The organism is Nonomuraea sp. bgisy101 (genome assembly GCF_057708945.1).
Window position 1 is genome coordinate 85,162 of the sequence record NZ_JBYITD010000021.1, and the last position, 20,597, is coordinate 105,758.

The 20,597-nt window shown below is 70.3% G+C and carries 17 protein-coding genes; 13 read left to right on the forward strand and 4 right to left on the reverse strand.

Annotation, left to right across the window (positions count from 1 at the left end; all coding sequences use genetic code 11):
• Positions 1-238 precede the first annotated feature (238 nt).
• Together pstS and AC3EO4_RS34090 are read left to right on the forward strand one after the other, a co-directional pair.
• Positions 239-1,276, forward strand: coding sequence for a phosphate ABC transporter substrate-binding protein PstS (gene pstS, locus AC3EO4_RS34085; protein WP_431899497.1), 1,038 nt, complete (start codon positions 239-241; stop codon positions 1,274-1,276).
• Between the two features lie 115 nt (positions 1,277-1,391).
• The gene (locus tag AC3EO4_RS34090) at positions 1,392-2,558 is read left to right on the forward strand and encodes an FAD-dependent monooxygenase (protein WP_379569985.1); all 1,167 of its coding nucleotides are present in this window, start codon (positions 1,392-1,394) and stop codon (positions 2,556-2,558) included.
• 45 nt (positions 2,559-2,603) lie between these two features.
• On the opposite strand, the gene AC3EO4_RS34095 is transcribed toward AC3EO4_RS34090, so the two are convergent.
• Both AC3EO4_RS34095 and AC3EO4_RS34100 read right to left on the reverse strand, forming a co-directional pair.
• Positions 2,604-2,750, reverse strand: coding sequence for a hypothetical protein (locus tag AC3EO4_RS34095; protein WP_431899499.1), 147 nt, complete (start codon positions 2,748-2,750; stop codon positions 2,604-2,606).
• A gap of 306 nt (positions 2,751-3,056) precedes the next feature.
• Positions 3,057-3,644 carry a hypothetical protein gene (locus AC3EO4_RS34100; protein WP_431899501.1) on the reverse strand — a complete coding sequence of 196 codons (588 nt, stop codon included), beginning with the start codon at positions 3,642-3,644 and terminating at the stop codon, positions 3,057-3,059.
• Between the two features lie 312 nt (positions 3,645-3,956).
• On the opposite strand from AC3EO4_RS34100, the gene AC3EO4_RS34105 reads away from it, so the two are divergent.
• Both AC3EO4_RS34105 and AC3EO4_RS34110 read left to right on the forward strand, forming a co-directional pair.
• Positions 3,957-5,684: an FAD/NAD(P)-binding protein gene (locus AC3EO4_RS34105; RefSeq protein WP_431899503.1), complete on the forward strand. Its 1,728-nt coding sequence runs from the start codon at positions 3,957-3,959 to the stop codon at positions 5,682-5,684.
• Positions 5,685-5,931: 247 nt separating this feature from the next.
• Positions 5,932-8,130 carry an ATP-binding protein gene (locus tag AC3EO4_RS34110; protein ID WP_431899505.1) on the forward strand — a complete coding sequence of 733 codons (2,199 nt, stop codon included), beginning with the start codon at positions 5,932-5,934 and terminating at the stop codon, positions 8,128-8,130.
• A 51-nt stretch (positions 8,131-8,181) separates the two neighbouring features.
• Here the strand turns inward: AC3EO4_RS34110 and AC3EO4_RS34115 are convergent, their stop codons facing one another.
• Together AC3EO4_RS34115 and AC3EO4_RS34120 are read right to left on the reverse strand one after the other, a co-directional pair.
• Positions 8,182-8,760, reverse strand: coding sequence for a TetR/AcrR family transcriptional regulator (locus AC3EO4_RS34115; protein WP_431899507.1), 579 nt, complete (start codon positions 8,758-8,760; stop codon positions 8,182-8,184).
• Entirely contained in the window at positions 8,757-9,548 is a 792-nt protein-coding gene (locus AC3EO4_RS34120; protein WP_431899509.1) for an SDR family NAD(P)-dependent oxidoreductase, read from the reverse strand. The genes AC3EO4_RS34115 and AC3EO4_RS34120 overlap by 4 nt, the downstream gene beginning before the upstream one ends.
• A 1,541-nt stretch (positions 9,549-11,089) precedes the next feature.
• Here AC3EO4_RS34120 and AC3EO4_RS34125 point away from each other — a divergent pair.
• The 9 genes from AC3EO4_RS34125 (at position 11,090) to AC3EO4_RS34165 (ending at position 20,361) form a co-directional block, all read left to right on the forward strand.
• Positions 11,090-12,481: a selenium-binding protein SBP56-related protein gene (locus AC3EO4_RS34125; protein WP_431899510.1), complete on the forward strand. Its 1,392-nt coding sequence runs from the start codon at positions 11,090-11,092 to the stop codon at positions 12,479-12,481.
• Positions 12,478-13,071 carry a hypothetical protein gene (locus tag AC3EO4_RS34130; RefSeq protein ID WP_379569962.1) on the forward strand — a complete coding sequence of 198 codons (594 nt, stop codon included), beginning with the start codon at positions 12,478-12,480 and terminating at the stop codon, positions 13,069-13,071. Before AC3EO4_RS34125 ends, AC3EO4_RS34130 begins: the two co-directional genes overlap by 4 nt.
• A gap of 277 nt (positions 13,072-13,348) precedes the next feature.
• Complete coding sequence (locus AC3EO4_RS34135) at positions 13,349-14,293, forward strand: GNAT family N-acetyltransferase (RefSeq protein ID WP_431899512.1); 945 nt, start codon at positions 13,349-13,351, stop codon at positions 14,291-14,293.
• Positions 14,286-15,038 carry a PIG-L deacetylase family protein gene (locus AC3EO4_RS34140; protein ID WP_431899514.1) on the forward strand — a complete coding sequence of 251 codons (753 nt, stop codon included), beginning with the start codon at positions 14,286-14,288 and terminating at the stop codon, positions 15,036-15,038. Before AC3EO4_RS34135 ends, AC3EO4_RS34140 begins: the two co-directional genes overlap by 8 nt.
• Positions 15,038-16,645, forward strand: a complete 1,608-nt coding sequence (locus tag AC3EO4_RS34145) for an ABC transporter substrate-binding protein (protein WP_431899516.1) — start codon at positions 15,038-15,040, stop codon at positions 16,643-16,645. Before AC3EO4_RS34140 ends, AC3EO4_RS34145 begins: the two co-directional genes overlap by 1 nt.
• A complete protein-coding gene (locus AC3EO4_RS34150) occupies positions 16,642-17,613 on the forward strand; it encodes an ABC transporter permease (RefSeq protein ID WP_379569954.1) in 972 nt (323 codons plus the stop codon). Before AC3EO4_RS34145 ends, AC3EO4_RS34150 begins: the two co-directional genes overlap by 4 nt.
• A complete protein-coding gene (locus AC3EO4_RS34155; protein WP_379569952.1) occupies positions 17,610-18,437 on the forward strand; it encodes an ABC transporter permease in 828 nt (275 codons plus the stop codon). The genes AC3EO4_RS34150 and AC3EO4_RS34155 overlap by 4 nt, the downstream gene beginning before the upstream one ends.
• Positions 18,434-19,405, forward strand: a complete 972-nt coding sequence (locus tag AC3EO4_RS34160; protein WP_379569950.1) for an ABC transporter ATP-binding protein — start codon at positions 18,434-18,436, stop codon at positions 19,403-19,405. Before AC3EO4_RS34155 ends, AC3EO4_RS34160 begins: the two co-directional genes overlap by 4 nt.
• Positions 19,402-20,361, forward strand: coding sequence for an ABC transporter ATP-binding protein (locus AC3EO4_RS34165; RefSeq protein WP_379569948.1), 960 nt, complete (start codon positions 19,402-19,404; stop codon positions 20,359-20,361). Before AC3EO4_RS34160 ends, AC3EO4_RS34165 begins: the two co-directional genes overlap by 4 nt.
• Positions 20,362-20,597 lie beyond the last annotated feature (236 nt).

Here is a 20,597-nt window from a genome sequence, read left to right on the forward strand (position 1 = left end):
GCTCGACTGCTCAACTGATGGCGGCCGCACACTTGTCCGCTACCCACCGGTTTGCACCGCTAACGTCCGGCGGACGCCCACCGGCTCGGCATGCAAGGCTACCTGCGACTTTGGGTGGAATTGACCCGCCGTGAGCCCGAACCGGCTTGACCAGTCGATGACTGTGCGTTGCGACCGGTTTGCGAGCTGATTCACCAAATCGGGGAATGTCCTTCATAACGTCGAGTGTGTGCCGAAGATGACAGCAATCGCCGTGCCCCTCGCGCTGGCGTCCCTCGTGTTGACCTCGTGCGTCAACGACTCGCCCGACACCGTCGTCGTGGCCGGTGAGACCGCCACGATCCAAGGCTCCGGCTCGTCGGCGCAGCTCGGCGCGATGGACGCATGGCGCGCGGACTTCCACAAGATCTATCCCGGTCTGCGGATCGACTACCGGGCCAACGGCTCGGGAGCCGGGGTGCGGGACTTCATCGCGGGGGTGACCTCCTTCGCCGGCACCGACGTCCCGCTGAAGCCGAACGAGCAGGCGCTGGCGGACAAACGCTGCCGCGGCCGCGCGCTTCACCTGCCGATGGTGGTGGGCCCCATCGCAGTGGCCTACAACCTGCCGTCGGTGCGCGGCCTCAAGCTCTCGCCGACCACCATGTCCGGCATCTTCAGCGGGAGGATCACCCAGTGGGACGCCGCCGAGATCGCCGCCGACAACCGCGGAGCCCGCCTGCCTCGCGCACGTATCCAGGCCCTGCACCGCTCCGACGACTCGGGCACCAGCCACAACTTCACCACCTACCTGAAGGCGGCGGGCGGCTGGCCGTACCAGCCGTCCAGGGCGTGGCCCGCGCGAGGCCGCGGTGTGGCAGGCTCCCGAGGCATCACCGACGCCGTCCAGGACACCCCAGGCTCGATCGGCTACATGGAGTACGGCTTCGCCAGCAGCGCCGAGCTGCAGATCGCGAAGGTGAAGAACGCCGCGGGCGAGTTCGTCGCGCTGTCGCCGGAGAGCGCGACCAGGAGCCTCACCGGTGCGGAGATGGTCGACAAGAACGGCGATCTGACCATCAAGCTGGACTACACGACCAAGGAGAAGGGCGCCTATCCGATCGTCCTGGTGACCTACGAGGTCGCCTGCCGCAAGGGCTCCGACCCGCTGGTGCGCAGCTTCCTCCGCTACACCGCCGGCAACGCGGGCCAGTCGTACCTGTCTCTGTTCGGCTACGCCCCGCTGCCGCCGGAAGTGATCGCGAAGGTGCGCGCCCAGGTCGAGGCCATGACGTAGCCCGCAGCGACGGGCAGGACACGCGCCTTCCGCCCGGTGAGCGGACGGTGAGCGGGTGGTGAGCCGTGCCGCGCAACCTCGAGTGACGCGCTCACAACCCCCGAAGGAGCTCCCCGTGAACATCCTCATCTCCGGCGCCGGTGTCGCAGGCCCCGCCCTGGCCCACTGGCTGCGTCGCCACGGCTTCAACCCGACGATCGTCGAAACAGCCCCCGCGCTGCGTGACGGCGGCCACGCCGTGGACTTTCGCGGCAAGGCCCACCTGTCCGTCCTGCGCCAGATGGGAGTGCTCGACGAGATCCGGCGCAACCAGACGGGCATGGGCGCCATGTCGTACGTCAGCGCCACCGGCAAGAAGATCAGCAGCATGCCCGCCGACCTGTTCGCCGGTGACGTGGAGATCCTGCGAGGCGACCTGTCACGCGTGCTGTTCGACGCCACCGACGCCGAGTACCTGTTCGGCGACACCATCACCGGCCTGGCCGAGGACGCCCACGGTGTCACGGTCACCTTCGAGCGCGCCCCGGTCCGGCGGTTCGACCTGGTGATCGGGGCCGACGGGCTGCACTCCACCGTCAGGGCGCTGGCCTTCGGCCCGGAAACCGACTACGTGCGCCATCTCGGCGTGCACTGCGCCGCCTTCCCTCTCGACAACTACCTCGGCCTCGACCACACCGGCCTGGCGTACCGCCCGCCGGGCAAGCTGGTCGCCATCTACAGCGCGCGGCACAACACCGAGGCCAGGGCCATGTTCCTGTTCGGGTCACCCCCGCTGGCCTACGACAGGCGCGACGTCATGCAGCAGAAGAAGATCCTCGCCGAAGCGTTCGAAGGCGTCGGCTGGGAGACCTCGCGCGCGCTCGCGGCCATGTGGGACGCGCCCGATTTCTACTTCGACTCGGTCGCGCAGGTTCGCATGGATCGCTGGTCCAGGGGCAGGGTCGCCCTGCTCGGCGACGCCGCGTACTCGCCCTGCCTGCTGTCGGGCATGGGATCAGGCCTAGCCGTGGTCGGCGCGTACGTGCTGGCGGGCGAGCTGGCGGCGGCCGGAGGCGACCATCGTGTGGCGTTCCCCCGCTACGAGGAGGCGATGCGCGAGTACGCCGGGGGCGCCCAGAAGTCCGGTGAGGGAGTGAGCAGGATGGTGGTCCCGCAGGGTCGCCTGATGACCGCCTTCCTGAACCAGTACATGCGGCTCATGCCGTACCTGCCGGGCAAGCAGATGATCGCCGACTCCGCCCGCCGTACGGCCGAGGCCATCACCCTGAAGGAGTACCGCTAGCGGGCAGCCGAGGCAGGTCGGGACGGCCGAACGGCCCCGCGTCGTTCAGCCCGGACGGACGGCCTGGATCGCGGCGTCGCGCGTGAGCGCGGCACCGCTGTCGTAGGCCGCCGTGTACGGCTCGTCTCCGAGCAGGGCACGGGCCCGCTCCGCCGGCCGCACCAGGTTGTCGAACCCGCTCAGATCCGGCATCCCGCACAGCGCGGCCCAGGGCGTTGGCGCTGCCCGCCGGGGGCTCGTCGCCCCAGATGGCCGTCGTCAGCACCTCGACCGGCACGACGCGTCCCGGCTCGAGCGCGAGCCTGGCCAGCAGTGTCCGCACCCTGATGCCGGGGATCTCGACCGGGCGGCCGTCGTCGTCGCGTACCTCGAACGGGCCAAGCAACATCACACGCACGGCCCAAGCTTGCCATCTGCCCGCCTACCGCTCTAATCGCCGCAGGTCATTCGCGACCAGGATCTTTCTGACGGATCGGCGGCCTGGCGGCCGGCCTCGGATCAGCGGCGAGGCCACATCGCGTCGAGCCGCATGGCTGTGGCCTGGTAGGCCGCCTCCTGGGCCGGCGTGAGGACGACGTCGGCGCCGGGTCCCGCGGCGGCGAGGCGCTCGCGCAGCAGGATGGACTCGGCCGTGTCGGCCAGGTCCAGCAGACCGCTGATGCGGGCGGCGGCGACGACGAGCTCGGCCCCGGACAGGTACCCGCGGTCGGACTCCAGGGCCTCGCGCACCGCGCCGACGCCGCCCGCGCCGATGCCGATCACCCGGGCGGTCGCCGACAGGGTCGCCACGTCGATCGGGTCGACGTCGACCAGGCGCAAGGGGACGTGCTCGACCAGACCAGGGCCGTACAGCCGCCCCGCGAGCCAGGACTCGGCGGCGCGCCGCCCCTGGGTGGGCGCGACCGCCCGCCACAGCCGCCGCAGCGCGGCCAGCGCGGCCCCGCCCGCCAGCGGGCTCGGCAGCGCCGCCCCCTCGTCCTCGGCGCCCTGCAGGATCAGCAGTAAGTCCTCCAGCTCCTCCATCGCGCGTGCCAGGTTCTCGCCCAGATCGGGCACCAGGACCACGCGGGGGCCGAAGCCGGTCATACGCCGCCCCCGGCGAGCGGGATCGGCCACGCGCGGTCGTGGCCGGTGACGACGGGTGTGCGGGGAGCCGGCGGTGGTGGATCAAGCGGGGGCGTCACAACCGTGACGGTACGCCACTCTCTCCCCTCACGCCCGGCTCTCCGCCGTCTCCGCCGAGCGCTCCTGGCCCCCTGCTCCACGATCCGGCCGCGCTCGATCACGGCGGTCTCCTGGCACAGGGCGGCGGCCACGGTCAGATCGTGCCATCCACGTTGACAGCTAACCCGCTATTACCTACCTTGTAAATAGGTTTTGCTCGCCGGGAGGGGGCCGATGGGCGCGATCGCCGTGATCGGGGCGGGACCGACCGGGACGTGCCTGGTCGAGCGCATCCTGGCCAACGCCCCCGAACTCCTGGGGCACACCGTGCTCGATCTCCACGTGGTGGATCCGCATCCCCACGGCCCCGGTGCCGTCCGGCAGGCGGAACGGCTCGACCTCCTGTGGGCCGAATCGGCGGCCGCCGACATCACCCTCTACACCGACGGGTCGGTTCGCTGCGAGGGACCGATCCGGCCCGGCCCCTCGCTCGCGGAATGGCTGGGCTGCGATCCCGGCCACTTCGCTCCGCGCCCCGCGCTGAGCCGGTACCTGTCCGACGTGTTCGAGCGTGCCGTACGCGCGGCTCCCGGCAACGTGCGGGTGCACGTGCACAGGGAGGAGGCGACAGGGCTGGCCGAACTCCCCGGTCGCCAGCGGGTGGAGCTGGCGGGCGGGAGGTGGCTCGAAGCGGACGCGGTGATCCTGGCTCAGGGGCGGCAGGGCGTGCTGCCCACTCCTGAGGAGGACGCCCAGCTCGCGTTCGCCGTCCGCCACAACCTGCTCTACCTGCCCACAGGACACCCCGCCGACCTCTCGCTGGATGAGCTCCCGGCGGGCCGGCCGGTGCTCATGCGCGGCGCGGGCCTGGCGTTCTTCGACCTGATGGTCCTGCTCACCACCGGCCGCGGTGGCCGCTTCACCCGGTCGCAGGACGGAGAACCCGTCTACCGGCCCAGCGGTGCCGAGCCCTTGCTGCACGTGGGATCGCGCCGAGGGGTGCCGTTCCACGCCAGGACCGGCTACCGCCTGGCGGGCCCCACGCCCGGCCCCCCGCGGTTCCTCACTCCCGGCGCGCTGCCGGCGGAGACGGCCGAGCTCAGAGAGCTGATCGCCAAGGAGCTCGCCTACGCGTACTACCGCGAGCTGTTCACCGCCCACCCGTCGAGGACCAGGCTGGAGCCTGCCGCGTTCCTGGACGCCTTCGCGGCGGCCGCGTGGGGCGGCAGACAGATGCGCGCGCTGGTCACCAAGGCCGTGCCCCGCTTCGCCGACCGGTTACACCTGGACAGGCTGGAGCGGCCGCTGCGCGGCATGCGCTTCGGCGACTCGGCGGGGTTGCAGCGGTGGATGCACGGCTACCTGGCGGCCGACCTGGAGCGGCGCGCCGACGCCGCGTACAGCGCCGACCTGGCGATGATCCACGGGCTGTTCGCCGTGCACGACGCCCTGCCGGAGGCGGCGCGGGATCCCTGGTTCCAGAGGCTGTCCGGTTTCCTGGCCGGTGGCCCGCCCGGGCCGCGGCTGGCCGAGCTGCGGGCGCTGGCCAGGGCGGGCGTGGTCACCTTCCTGGGAGCCGATCTGCGGATCGAGCAGGAGGAGCGGGCGGGGGCCTGGCGGGCCACGAGCCCGACCGTCCCCGGCTCGGTGGAGGCTCGGGCGCTGGTCGAGGCGCGACTGCCCGCGCCGAGCGTCGACCGCAGCACCGATCCGCTCATCGCAGGGCTCTACGCCAGGGGCGAGATCCGCGACGCGTCGGGCCTGCCGGACGTGTGGCCGGCCGATGGGCGCCTGCTCGGGCAGGACGGTGTCCCCCATCCCCGGCGCTTCGCCATGGGCAGGTGGGCGGTGTCCGGCTTCGCCCGTCCTCACGCCGACGCGCCGCTGCTCCGGCACGCCGACATGCTGGCGAGGACCGTGCTGGCCCAGACGGCCGCGGCCGGTCGGCGCGCCGCCGCGTGAGCTCGGCGGCCCGGCCGTCTCGCCACGAGCGACAGGGCGGGACCCGGAAGGCCACGGCGTCCGGGGCGGGGCGTACCCGGCTTGACCTGGTACGTCAACGGGGGCGCTGCCCCGAGGGCGCCTATAGTGAAACATGGTCGTGGAGCGGCGGAAGCAGGTGGACGGCAACCTTCCGCTCGAGTTGACGAGTTTCGTCGGTCGCCGCCGGGAGCTCGCGCAAGCCCGGCGGTTTCTGGCGGAGACCCGCATGCTGACGCTGACCGGTGTCGGAGGAGTGGGCAAGACCCGGCTCGCGTTGCGGCTGGCGGCCGAGGCCGGGCGGGCCTTCCGCGACGGTGTGCGGCTGGTCGACCTGACGACGCTGCGGAACGGGGAGGCGCTCCCGCATGCCGTGTCGGAGGCGCTGGGGCTGCGTGACGAGTCACCCCAGCGGCCGATGTCCAGCCTGATGGAGCTCCTGGAGGGCAGGCAACTGCTCCTGGTGCTGGACGGATGCGAGCACCTGCCCCAAGCGGTGGCGATGCTGGCCGGCAAGCTGCTGGGCGCGGCTCCCGAGGTGCGGATCCTGGCGACGAGCCGGGAGATCCTCGGCGCGGAGGGCGAATACGTTCTCACGGTGCCGCCGCTGTCGTTCCCCGAGCCTGGCCGGCCGGCGACGGCTCCGGCCCAGTACGACGCGGTGGACCTGTTCGCGGAACGGGCCGCGGCCGTCCAGCCGGCCTTCTCCGTGGCCGGCAACATCGAGGCGGTGTCCGCGCTGTGCGCGCGGCTGGACGGCATTCCGCTGGCCATCGAGCTGGCCGTGGCGCGGCTGAGAGCGCTCTCGGTGACGCAGATCCTGGACCGGCTGGACGACCGCTTCGAGCTCCTGACCTCCCAGAGGCGGACCCTCGTCCCCCGCCACCAGACGTTGCGCGCGGCGATCGACTGGAGCTTCGAGCTGTGCTCCGCCGACGAGCGGACACTGGCGGCACGGCTGTCGGTGTTCTCGGGCGACTTCGACCTCGAGGCCGCCGAGCAGGTGTGCTCCGGCGACGGCATCCCGGCGCAGGACGTGTTCGACCTCATCGTCGGGCTGCTGGACAAGTCGATTCTGGTGCGCACGGAGACCACCGGCACCGCGCGATACCGCTTTCTCGAGACCATCAGGGAGTACGCCCAGTCCATCCTCGCGAGCTCCGGTGAGGAGCCGGCCCTGCGGCGCCGCCACCGCGACCACTACCGGCGCCTGGCCGGCCGGGCTCTCCAGGAGTGGTTCGGCCCCCACCAGCTGGAGTGGGTGCACCGGCTGCGGGACGACAGGGCCAACCTCAGGGCCGCGCTGGAGTTCAGTCTCGGCGAGCCTGGCGAGGCGGGCGCGGCGCTCGAGATCGTGGCTTCGCTGTGGCACTACTGGATCTCCCTCGCCGGCTCCTTCAACGAGGGCCGCCACTGGCTCGAACGGGCGTTGGAGCTGGCTCCCGAGGCCACCCCGGCCAGGGCCGACGCCCTGTGGGTGGCCGCCTGGTTCGCGCTGCGGCAGGGCGACGTGGACGCGGCCCCGCCCCTCCTGCGCGAGTGCCGTGACCTGGCCCAGCGGCTGGGGTATCCGACCGCCATGGCGGCCGCCGCGCACTTCTCAGGGCTGACCGCCTACTTCCGGAGCGACTTCCAGAGCGCGCTCACCCTCCTGGAGGAGGCGCGCGAGCGCTACCACGCCAACGGTGACGAGGCCGGGGTGTGGATGGCCCTGTTCCATCTGGTCATCGTCCACTCGGCACTGGGCGACGACGTTCTCGCCGAATCGCTCGCCGCCCAGTGCCTGGCGATGTGCGAGGACCGCAGCGCGTACCTGTCGAGGTCCAACGCGTTGTGGGTGGTGGGTCTGGCGCGCTGGTTCCAGGGCGAGCAGGCGCAGGCGGCAGAGCTGGTGGAGAAGGGGCTGGGCGTCATGCGGTCCCACGACGACCGGTGGGGCGTCGCCGAGTGTCTGGAGGTGCTGGCCTGGGTGGCGGCGGCGGGAGGCAAGGGGGAGCGCGCCGCCCGGCTGTTCGGCGCCGCCGGCACGGTCTGGCAGTCGATCGGTACGGCCCTGCCCGGCCTGCTGCCTTTCGCCGACTTCCACAACATCTGCGAGGCACGCGTGCGCAGGGCCCTGGGAGCTCGCGCGTACACGACCGCCTTCCAGCAAGGCGCGGGCCTGTCTCTCGAGCAGGCCGTCGACTACGCGCTGGACGTCGACAGGCGTGACGGCACACCCGGCGGGCGGTCCGGGCGGGTCTCCGCGCTCACTCCCAGGGAGCTGGAGGTCGCCGAACTCGTCGCCCAGGGCATGAGCAACAAGGAGATCGCCGCCAAGCTGGTCATCGCGCAACGCACCGCTGAAGGGCACGTCGAACACATCCTGGCCAAGCTCGGGCTCTCCTCCAGGGTGCAGATCGCGACATGGGTCACCGGCCGGCGATGAGGGGCCGGATCCGCCGCCTGTGACCCGGACGGCACGGCGGTGCGCGGCGCGTCACTTCCGCAGGGCCTGCCAGATCCGCTCGGGTAGCACCCTCGCGGACTCGTCCAGGTCGATCTCCGGAGCGCCGGCCAGCCAGCGCCTGGTCACCTCGGCGACCGGCCCGATCAGGAGCATCTCCACCTGTGCCATCGGCAGGCGGGCGACCGTGCCCGCGTCCATGTGCGGGCGGATCCAGGCGATGAGCCTGTTCAGGCGGGGCGCCTTGTCGGCCGCGATCCGTTCGGCGTGCGGGCCGAGGTCGATCGCGTACGGCGCGGCGTGGATGAAGCGCGCCTTGTCCGGGTGGTCGGCGGTGAAGCCGAGATAGGCCACCACGGCCCGCCGTACGCCGTCGCGAGCGCTCGCGGAGTCCTCGACGGCGGCGACCAGCGTGTCGAGCAGGTCGCCCATGCACCGGCTGTAGAGTGCCGCGGCCAGCCCTTCCAAGCTGCCGAAGTGGTGGTACAGGCTGCCCATGCTGACGCCGCTGAGCGTGGTCACGGCTCGCAGGGTGAAATCGCCGGGATGGACGTCCAGCGCGGTGTCGAGCAGCCGCCTGGTCGTCTCCTCGCTGCGCTTGTGCCTGGTCACCCCGCCGACGTTAGCGTCTCGGCCTCCTTCCAGATGCGCCCGGCCAGCTCGCCGTCCAGCGCCGGTCCCTCAAGGGGGACCTCCTCGGTCAGATGGAAGTAGCGGCCCGTGCCGGTGCCGTGCGCCAGTCCCACGACGGGACCGGCGCCCTCCTTGGGCGTGGCCCACTTGCGTTTGACCATCGTGAGCAGCCATCCGACGGGCCCGCGACGATCACCCAGCCCCGTGCGGATCACTCCAGGGTGCACGGCGTCGATCGTGACGCCGGACGCCCGCCAGCGCTCGGCGAACAGCGGCACGGTCAGCAGGTTGCACAGTTTGGTGTCGGCATACGTCCGCATCTGGTGGAAGTCCGCGCCCACGGAGGTCCTGCCCACCTCGGCCCTGCCCTTGACGTAGAGGCCGGCGCTGACCTGCACCACCCGGCCGAGCCTGTCCTCCAGCAGGTGGTTGAGCAGGAACGGCGCCAGGTGGTTGACCGCGAAGGACTCCTCGAGGCCGTCCTCGGTCAACGTGCGGCGGCTGGGCCAGACCCCGGCGTTGTGGACGAGCACGTCGATGCGCGGGCATCCGCCGCGGAGCTCGTCGGCCAGCCGCCGGACCGACGCGATCGTCGTGAGGTCGCCCGCCACGAACTCGACGTCGCCGCTGATGCTCGCCGCGGCCCTGGCGCCGCGCTCCTGATCCCTCGCGACGAGAAGCACCCTGAAACCTTCGCCGGCCAGCCGCTCGCACACCGCGTATCCGATGCCGCGGTTGCCGCCGGTCACCACCACTGTGGACCCCATGCCAGAGCATTTTTCTGGAGAATTGCTCTAATTTCAATGGGCACGGGACAGGTGGGGCGTTAAGCGAATGTTGATTGGTGTTCGCTAGGTTACGCCGGTATGACCCGCAAGAGTCCGAGCCTGGGGCGGCTCACCCCGCGCCAGCGATGGCGCAGGGCCAGGCTGCAGTCCTTCTCATGGCTGCTCACCGGCGTCTACCACCTGGGCACCATGCATCCCGCCCTGTGGCGGTTCGTGGCCCGCACCTATCACCCCGTCCTCGACCGGCTCGCCCGCACACATGCCCGCGTGGCCTGCCAGTTCGCCGCCGTGGACGTGCCCGCCTACCGGGACTTCCTGCGCGACCACGGCGCCGAGCACGCGAAGCGGCTGGCGGACTTCCCCGAGACGACCAAGCAGAACTACGCCTCCGTCTACGACGAGCAGAGCCGCTGCCAGGAAGGCAGGCTGCACCGGCCGGGCGTGATCGTGGACGAGTCGTCGGGTTCGAGCGGCAAGCCGTACAACTGGGTGCGTGGGCCCCGGGAGCTGCAGGGCATCTACCGTAACGCCGCCGGATACATCGAGCTGGTCTTCCCCGGCGAGAGGCTGTTCGTGATCAACGCGTACTCGATGGGCGCCTGGGCGACAGGCACCACCACCGGCGCCGCCATGGCCCGCATCGCGATGGTCAAGAACACCGGCCCCGACCTCGAGAAGATCGCCGACACGCTGGAGCACTTCGGCCCCGGCTACGACTACGTGGTGGCCGCCTACCCGCCGTTCCTCAAGCACCTGCGCGACCGCCTCGACGCGGCAGGCTTCCCCTGGCAGGACTACCGCATCCGCGGCATGGTCGGCGGCGAGGGCATGACCGAGGCGCTCCGCGACTACCTGGAGGAGCGCTTCGAGGAGGTCCGCTCGGGATACGGCGCCAGCGACCTGACCATCGGTATGGGCGCGGAGAGCGGGTTCACCGTACGGCTGCGCAAGCGGCTGGCCACCGACCAGCGGCTGCGCGACGCCCTGCTCGGCCCGGACGAGCAGCGCCTGCCGATGATCTTCCACTACAACCCGCTGGAGACGTTCCTGGAGGTCAACGCCTCCGGCGAACTGCTGTGCACGATCAACACCAAGAGCTGCCTGCAGCCGAAGCTGCGCTACAACGTCGGCGACGAGGCCAGGCTGCACACGCTGGCCGAGGTCAGGCGCGCGCTGGGCACCGACTACGCCGCCACCTGGACGGACGAGCGGATGAACCTGCCGCTGCTGTTCCTGTTCGGCCGCAAGGACTCGACGATCTCCTACATGGGCGCCAACCTCTACCCGCAGGACATCGAGTACGGCCTCTACCAGGGCAACCCGTACGCCGCCCGCATCGCCAGGTTCTGCCTGTCGCTGGAGGAACTGCCGGGACTGGAGTACCGCCCGGTGATCAACGTCGAGCTGCGTGAAGGCTCCGGCCTCGCGGACAACGACCGCGACGAGCCCGCAGCCCGGCATCAGGTCGTCCAGACGAGAAATTTACCTGGTCGGCCTGGGAACGGAGAGACGCTGGATGCATGGCTCTCTGGACACCTGACCCGACCTTCTATCCGTCGCCTCGCGACGCGGCGGACGCCCCGCCCGAGCGGTTCGCCTACGTCGCGACCTTGGACCGCTCGGCCGCCAGGCCGGACGCGATGGCCGTCCTGGACACCGATCCGGGCTCCGCCGACTACGGCACGGTCGCCGGCTGGACGGACATGGCCTACACCGGTGACGAACTGCACCACTTCGGGTGGAACGCGTGCAGCAGCGCGCTGTGCCCCTACGCGCCGCACCCGCACATCGAACGCCGCTTCCTGGTCGTCCCCGGGCTGCGCTCGTCGCGGATCTACATCCTCGACACCAAGGACCGGGTGAGCCCGGAGATCGTGAAGGTGATCGAACCGGCCGAGCTGGCCAGGCGCGCCGGCTACTCGCGCCCGCACACCGTGCACTGCGGCCCCGAAGGAATCTACGTCTCCGCGCTGGGCGGGGCCAACGGGGAGGACGGCCCGGGCGGCATCGCGATCCTCGACCACAACTCCTTCGAGGTGCTCGGCCGATGGGAGGTCGATCGCGGGCCGCAGTACCTCGCCTACGACTTCTGGTGGCACATCACCCACGACGTGGTGGTGACCTCGGAGTGGGGGACACCCTCGATGATCGAGGACGGGCTGGTGGGGGAGCTGCTGCTCGGCCGGAAATACGGTCACAAGTTGCACTTCTGGGATCTCCGCAAGCGCCGCCACGTGCAGGAGATCGATCTCGGCGACCAGTACCAGATGGTGCTGGAACTGCGCCCCGCCCACGATCCGACCAGGACGTACGGCTTCGCCGGCGTCGTCATCAGCGTCGAGGACCTGTCGGCCTCCGTCTGGCTCTGGTTCGACGAGGGCGGCCGCCGGCAGGTGCGCAAGGTGATCGACATCCCCGCCCAGCCCGCCTCGCCGGAGGACCTGCCGCCGCTGCTGAAGCCGTTCGGCGCGGTGCCTCCGCTGGTCACCGACATCGACCTGTCGGTCGACGACCAACGGCTCTACGTCTCCTGCTGGGGCACGGGCGAGCTCAAGCAGTTCGACGTCTCCGACCCCTTCAAGCCCGTCGAGACCGGCTCGCTCACGATCGGCGGGATCGTCCGGCAGGCGGCCCATCCGGCCGAGCCGGGGCTGCCCCTGCGCGGCGGCCCGCAGATGGTCGAGATCAGCCGCGACGGGCAGCGCGTCTACGTCAGCAACTCCCTTTACGGCGCGTGGGACGACCAGTTCTACCCCGAGGGGGTGGGGGCCTGGCTGGCCAAGATCGACACCGGCTCGTTCACCTTCGACGAGCGCTTCTTCCCGCACGGCGACGACTTCCGCGGCCTGCGACCCCACCAGGTACGGCTGCAGGGCGGCGACGCCTCCTCCGACTCCTACTGCTATCCATGACGATCGCGGCGGTGATCCTGCTGGGCGCCTTTCACGGCCTCAACCCGGCCATGGGCTGGCTCTTCGCCGTGGCGCGCGGGCTTCAGGAGCACAGCAGGGACAAACTGCTCCAGTCGCTTCCGGTGATCGCCGCAGGACACCTCGCGTCGGTGGCGCTGGTCGCGCTCGTCGTCGGCGCCACCGGCTCGCTGGTCACCGGCACTGTGCTGTCGGTCGCGGGGGGAGTGCTGCTGGTCGGCTTCGGGCTGTGGCGGCTGCTGTCCAAGAGGCACTTCCGCTGGGTGGGCATGCGCCTGTCGCTGCCGCAGCTCGCCGCCTGGTCGTTCCTGATGTCGTCCGCCCACGGCGCCGGGCTGATGCTGATGCCGGTCTTCACGAGCCTGCACAGGGGCCACGCGATCACGGGCGGTTTGGGCGTGGCCGCCCTTCACACGCTGGCCATGTTCACGGTCGCGGGCACCGTCGCGGTGTTCGCCTACGAGGTGGCCGGACTCACCTTCCTGCGCAGGGCCTGGTTCAACGTGGACCGGATGTGGGCCGCGGCCCTCATGGCGGCGGGGATCATCACGCTCGCCCAGGCCGCGGTCTGACGGCCGCTGGACGCACGTGGCGGCCTGGTCCAGCCGCCGGCAGCCGGCTGGTAACCGCCTGGCAGCCCGGGTGGCACGCGGCGGCGGACTGGTAACCGCCCGGCAGCCCGGGTGGCATGCGGCGGCCGCCGGTTTCGGCTAGGGCCGGAAATATCTGGTAAGCCAACGTTCCATAGTGACCGAAGGCGAAGGAAAGTTTCAAGAGGGTAGCGGCAAGGGAAATTTTCTTCCCCGATCTTCTTGACCTGGAGCCTTACCAGTCGGAAAGCTCTTGGGTATGACGGTCATGGTCCGTGCCTTCGCCCCTGGGGACGAGCACTCGCTGATCGAATCCTGGAACCGGAGCCTGCCGGGAGACCCGACGACCGCGACATGGTTTCGCGACTGCGTCCTTCTCGACCCGAACTTCGACCCTGAAGGCCTGCGGGTGGCCGTGAGCGACGGGCGCGTCGTGGGCAGCGCCTACGGCGTCCGCCGGTTGACACCCCTCGCGCCGGGCACGGACCTCGAGCCTGAGACAGGCTGGATCCCGTTCTTCTTCGTCGCGCCCGGACACCGGGGCGCCGGGCTCGGGCGGCGCCTGCTCACCGAGGCGCTCGACTTCCTGCGAGCCAGAGGAAGGACGCGGGTGGACTTCGCCTCCTACACGCCCAACTACGTGCTGCCCGGCGCCGACCCCGAGCTCTACCCCGAGGGGCTCGCCCTGCTGACCAGCCTGGGATTCGGCACGCTCTACTCGCCGGTCGCGATGGACCGGACGCTGGTCGGCTATCAGACGCCGGAGGACGTGCACGAGCTGCGGGCCGAACGCGAGCGCGAGGGGTACGCCTTCCGCGGTCCGACCGACGGAGAACTGCCCGAGCTGATCAGGTTCGCGGCCGACGAGTTCAACCCCGACTGGGGCGAGGCGATCCGCCACCACAAGGACACCACGCGCATGGTCGTCGCCAGGAAGCGGGACCGCATCGCCGGGTTCGCGCTCTACGCCGCATACCGCGGCATCCCCGAGCGGTTCGGGCCCTTCGGCGTGGACGCCGACGAGCGGGGCACCGGGCTCGGCAAGATCCTTCTCCACCTCACGATGACCAGGATGCGAGCCGAGGGCCTGCACTCCTCGTGGTTCCTCTGGACCGGAGAGGCCAGCCCGGCAGGACACCTGTACACCAAGGCGGGATACCAGGTCACCCGCCGCTTCCACGTCATGAGGTGGGCCAGTGAGTGAGCCTGGCGAGGTGTCAGGGCCGGACACCGCGACCGCCGAAGCGAGCCGTGCCATCCACGTCCTGGCCATCGGGGCCCACGCCGGGGACATGGACCTGACAGCGGGAGCCGTACTCGCGCAGCACGTCCTCGAAGGACACCGCGCCACGCTCCTGCACCTCACGCTCGGCGAGCGCGGCCACCCGCGGCTGCCCGTCCCCGAATACGCCAAGCAGAAGCACGACGAGGCCGAGGCGTTCGCGCGGGCGATCGGCGCCGAGGCCAGGTTCCTCGACTACGAGGACGGCCTGCTGCCCGACGACGAGGACGTCAAGATGCGCGTCGGCGACCTGATCAGGGAACTGCGCCCCGACGTCGTCCTGACCCACTGGAGCCGGTCGATCCACAAGGATCACGCCCGCACGCACCGCATCGTCGAGGACGCCCGCTTCTACGGCGGGCTGAAGACGCTGGAGCGAGAGCGCCCCGCGCACTGGGCGGGACAGCTGTTCTATGCGGACAACTGGGAGGACGCCGAAGGCTACCGGCCCGACGTCTTCTTCGAGTTGACCGACGAGGCCTACCAGGTCTGGTCGGAGGCGATCACGGGCTACGCGTTCGCCCGCGGGGAGACCTACGGCTTCCCGTACGTCGACTACTACCGCGCCCTCACCACCGTGCGCGGCGCTCCTGCCGGATTCCGCCGGGCCCAGGCCTTCGCGGCGCCGGTCGGCTCCCGTGACCTCCGCGTGAGAGGAACCTTCTGATGAGACGTTTGACGGCAGTCGTCTTAGCACTCGCCCTGGCCGCCGGCTGCTCGAGCGGCGGGGGACCCGGATCCACCTCCAAGAGCGAGGCGCCGCCCCTGGTGATCCATGCCATCGACTCCGGCACCTTCCAGGAGAACTTCAACCCGTTCCACCTCGAAGGCGTGAACTTCGGCACGACCGGGATGATCTACGAGACGCTCGAGTACTTCAACAAACTCAAACCCGGCGAGATCAAGCCGTGGCTGGCGCTGAGCCACGAGTGGGGCAACGACGGCAAGACGCTCACCTTCACCCTGCGCAAGGACGTGAAGTGGACCGACGGCAAGCCGTTCACCGCCGACGACGTCGCCTTCACCTTCGACACGATGATCAAGCACCCCGAGCTCAACAAGGGGGCGCTGGAGATCTCCGGAACCAAGGTCCTCGCGCCGGACAAGGTGCAGATCGACTTCAAGGGCACGTCGTACGCCAAGCTCTTCAACATCTCCGGAAGCACGGGCATCGTGCCGAAGCACCTGTTCGAGAAGGAGAACCCGGTCACCTTCACCAACCCCAAGCCGGTCGGCACCGGGCCCTACAAGCTCTCCACGTTCTCCGCCCAGCTCTACGAGATGACGAAGAACCCGGCGTACTGGCAGCCGGGCAAGCCCGTCGTCCCCACGATCAGGTTCCCCGCCTACACCGCCAACGCCGTGCAGACAGGACTCCAGCAGGGCGAGATCGACTGGGCGGGCGCGTTCGTTCCTGACATCGACAAGATCTACGTCCAGGGCAAGCCAGAGACCAACAAGTACTACTTCCCGCCCGAGGGCGTCGTCTCGCTCCTGCCCAACCTGACCCACCCCGTCCTGTCCAAGCCGGAGGTACGGCAGGCCATCAGCCTGGCCATCGACCGCGACAAGATCGTCAAGGTGGCCGAGCGCGGCTACACCAAGGTCGCGCACCCGACCAGCATCCCGATGCCGGGCGGCGAGGCCTTCCTGCCGCCGGAGTACAAGGACGCCGCCTACAAGGTCGACGTGGAGAAGGCCAAGGAACTGTTGAAGGGCGTCGACCCCGGCCTCCTCACGTTCACCCTGCTGGTGCCCTCGCCCTTCACCGACTGGGTGAACGCCGCCCAGCTCATCAGAGAGGACCTGGCCAAGATCGGCATCACGCTCGAGACCAGGGGCGTGGCGTTCCAGGACTGGGTCTCCAAGGTCGGCAAGGGCGACTACGACCTGTCGATCAGGGCCACGCCCACCGGCGCCTCGCCGTACTTCCAGATGAGGGCGTTGCTCTTCAGCGAGCTGGCCAAGCCCGTCGGCACCTCCGCCACCGGCAACTACCAGCGGTGGAAGGACCCGGAGACGGACAAGCTGATCAACGCCTACGCCGCCACCGAGGATCTGGCCGAGCAGCAGCGGGCCACCCAGGGGCTCGGCAAGATCATGGTGGAGAAGCTGCCGGTGCTGCCGCTGTTCTACAGCCCTTCGTGGGCGCAGTTCAGGACGAACAAGTACGTGGGCTGGCCGTCCGAGCAGGACCCGTACGCGATGCCCTCGCCGTACACCTCGCCCGACGCCGCCGTGGTGCTGCTCAACCTGAGGCCCGCGGGCACGTGAGGTTCCTGACCAGGCGGCTCGGGTTCTACCTCCTCACGGCCTGGGCCGCCGTCACCCTCAACTTCCTGATCCCCCGGATGATGCCGGGGGATCCGGTGGACCTGCTGGTGGCCAGGCTCAAGGGCAACGTGGACCCGGCCGCCATCGACGCGATGAAGAAGGCGTTCGGGATCAGCGACGCCGACCTGTGGACGCAGTACCTCGACTACCTGGGCAACCTGTTCCACGGCGAGCTGGGCCGCTCGATCACCTTCTTCCCGACGGAGGTGTCCACGGTCATCGCCGACAGCCTGCCGTGGACGATCGGCCTGGTCGGTGTCGCCACGCTGATCAGCTACCTGGTCGGCACCTCGCTCGGGGTCGTGATGGCCTGGAAACGCGGCACCTGGCTCGACGGGGTGCTGCCCGCCGCGACCTTCCTGCACGCGGTGCCGTACTTCTGGGTGGCGCTCGTGCTGGTCTTCGTCTTCGGCTCGACGCTGCAGTGGTTCCCCGGCTCGCGAGCGTACGGGCTGGAGGTGACGCCCGGCCTCGACGGCGAGTTCCTGGCCAGCATGGCCTACCACGCGACGCTGCCCGCGATCACGATCGTGCTGGCCTCGATGGCCGACCGGATCCTCGGCATGCGCAACGTCATGGTCACCACGCTCGGCGAGGACTACGTGGTCATGGCCGAGGCCAAGGGGCTGACCAGCCGCCGCGTCATGTGGGCCTACGCCGCCAGGAACGCGATCCTGCCCAACATCACGAGCTTCGCGCTCAGCCTCGGCTTCGTGGTCGGCGGCTCGGTCCTCACCGAGATCGTCTTCTCCTATCCGGGCATCGGCTCGATGCTGCTCAAGGGAGTCGAGAACGAGGACTTCCCGCTCATGCAGGGCATCTTCCTGGTGATCTCCCTCGCCGTTCTCGTCGCGAACCTGCTGGCCGACCTCGCCTACGTGATCCTCGACCCAAGGACGCGCCAATGAAGATCCGCATAGGCATCGGCATCCTGGCGTTCTTCACGCTGATGGCGCTCGTCGGGCCGCTGCTGCTGTCCGCCGACCCGTCCGCGACCAGCGACGCGGGACTCCAGGGCCCCTCCGCGGAGCACTGGCTCGGCACCACGCAGACCGGCCAGGACGTGCTCACCCAGATCGTGTACGGCTCGCGGGTCTCGATGGGCGTCGGCCTGCTCTCGGCCGTCATCGCCACCATCGTCGCCATCGCCGTGGGCCTGGTCGGCGGGTACTTCGGCGGCGCGGTCGACGAGGTCCTCTCGGTGCTCACCAACATCTTCCTGGTGCTGCCCGCGCTGCCGCTGATCATCGTGCTGGCCGGCTACCTGCCCCAGCGCGGCGTCGCCTCCGTCGCGGTGGTGATCGCCGTGACCGGCTGGGCATGGGGCGCGCGCGTGCTGCGCGCCCAGACCCTGTCCGTACGGCGGCGCGACTTCGTTGAGGCGGCCAGAGCCGGCGGCGAGGGCCCGTTCCGCATCGTCTTCTTCGAGATCATGCCCGTGCTGCTGCCCGTGATCGCCACCAGCTTCCTGGCCACCGTGGTCGGCGCCATCCTGGCCGAGGCAGGACTCTCCTTCCTCGGCCTGGCCGACCTGTCCACGGTGAGCTGGGGCAGCATGCTCTACTTCGCGCAGAACGGCCAGGCGCTGCTGATCGGCGCCTGGTGGTGGTTCGTGCCGCCAGGGCTCTGCATCGCGCTCATCGGCACCGGCCTGGCACTGGTCAACTTCGGCCTGGACGAGATCGCCAACCCCCGGCTGCGCACGATCAAGGTTCGAAAGGCTCGCGCATGAACGTCCTGGAAGTCCGCGGGCTCGGCGTCGACTACCTCTCCTCGAGCGGCGCCGTCCACGCGGTCGCCGACGTCTCGCTCGACCTGCGACAGGGCGAGATCCTCGGGCTGGCAGGGGAGAGCGGCAGCGGCAAGTCGACCCTCGCGCACGCGATCGGACGGCTGCTGCGGCCGCCGGCCACGATCACCGGCGGGTCGGTGACCTACCGCAGGCCCGACGGTTCAGCCGTGGACGTGCTCGAGCTGAAACGCGAGGAACTGCGCGCCTTCCGATGGAAGGAACTGGCGGTCGTCTTCCAGAGCGCCATGAACTCCCTCAACCCGGTCAGCACCGTCGGCGCGCAGATCGACGACGTGCTCCGCATCCACGTCCCCGACATGCCGCGCAAAGCGCGCATCGAACGCTCGGTGGATCTGCTGCAGCGGGTCGGCATCAGCGCCGACCGCCGGCGCAGCTACCCGCACGAGCTGTCCGGCGGCATGCGGCAACGCGCGGCCATCGCCATCGCGCTGGCGCTCAACCCCGAGATCATCATCATGGACGAGCCCACCACGGCGCTCGACGTGGTCGTCCAGCGCGACATCCTCCACGAGATCAGGGCCCTGCGCGAGGAGTACGGCTTCGCGGTCCTGTTCATCACCCACGACCTGTCACTCCTGATGGAGATCTCCGACCGCATCGCCATCATGTACGCCGGACGGGTCGTCGAAACCGGCACCGCCAGAGTCCTGCACAAGGCACCGCGCCACCCGTACACGCTCGGCCTGCTCCGCTCGTTCCCCCGCCTGCACGGGCCCCGCGAGGAGCTGCTCGGCATCCCCGGCACCCCGCCCGACCTGCGCTCCCTGCCACCCGGCTGCGCCTTCCACCCGCGCTGCCGCTTCGCCTTCGACGACTGCGGCTCGACCCTGCCACGGCTCGATCCCGAGGTGGCCTGCCTGCTCAATGACGGGAGGGGGGTCGAATGAGTGAGATCGTGCTCGAAGGAAGGAACCTCACCAAGCACTTCAAGGCCGCCCGCGGCCGTGGCACCGTGCGCGCCGTCGAAGACGTGTCCCTGGCCCTCCGGTCCGGGACCGTGACGGCGCTGGTGGGGGAGAGCGGCTGCGGCAAGAGCACCGTGGCCAGGCTGCTCGCCCAGGTGTACCCGCCGACGTCGGGCGAGGTGCTCCTGCGCGGAGAGAAAGTGAAAGGCTTCCGCGAGTACCGGCGGCAGGTGCAGCTGATCTTCCAGGACCCGTTCGCCTCCCTGAACCCCTTCCACCGCGTCCGCTACCACCTGGCCAGGCCGATGCGCGTCCACGGCCACGTGCGCTCCGCCGCGCACGAACGTGAACGGGTGGCCGACCTGTTGGAACGGGTCAGCCTCACACCAGTCGAACAGTTCATGGACAAACTCCCGCACGAACTGTCCGGCGGGCAGCGGCAGCGCGTGGCGATCGCCAGGGCGCTCGCCGTCCAACCGATCGCGCTGATCGCCGACGAGCCCGTCTCCATGCTCGACGTGTCGATCAGGCTCGGGGTGCTGCGGCTGCTGGAGAAGCTGGCCGCCGACAACGGGCTGGCGCTGCTGTACATCACGCACGACATCGCCAGCGCCCGCTACTTCGCCGAGGACATCACGGTCATGTACGCGGGACGGCTCATCGAGAGCGGCCCCAGCGAGGCGCTCACCCAGGCCGCTCGCCACCCCTACACCCAGTTGCTGCTGGACTCGGCCCCCGACCCCGACCGCGTGACGCCGCCCGAGGGCACCAGGCACGGCGAGCCGCCCAGCCTGATCGCGCCGCCGAGCGGATGCCGCTTCCATCCGCGCTGCCCCGTCGCGCTGCCGATCTGCTCCTCCGAGGTGCCGGGCCGTACCGACTTCGGCAACGACCGGTGGACGCACTGCTGGCACGCCGAGGCCGCCCTCACCCCGTGAACCGAACGCCCCCGCTCCACACCCGTCGCCTCCCTCCCGGTCACCTACGCCAGGCAGGGCGGACGGTCGCGATCGGCGGAGGGTTGAGCCGCTTGTCTGGGCAGGCTGGGCGGTGGGTGTGGCGGGGGTGCGTGGGCGGGATTCGTTCTCGGGCCGGGTTGGACGGTGGGGTGGAGGGGTGGGCTGCTTGTGGGCTGGGCGGTGGGTGTGGCGGGGGTGCGTGGGCGGGATTCGTT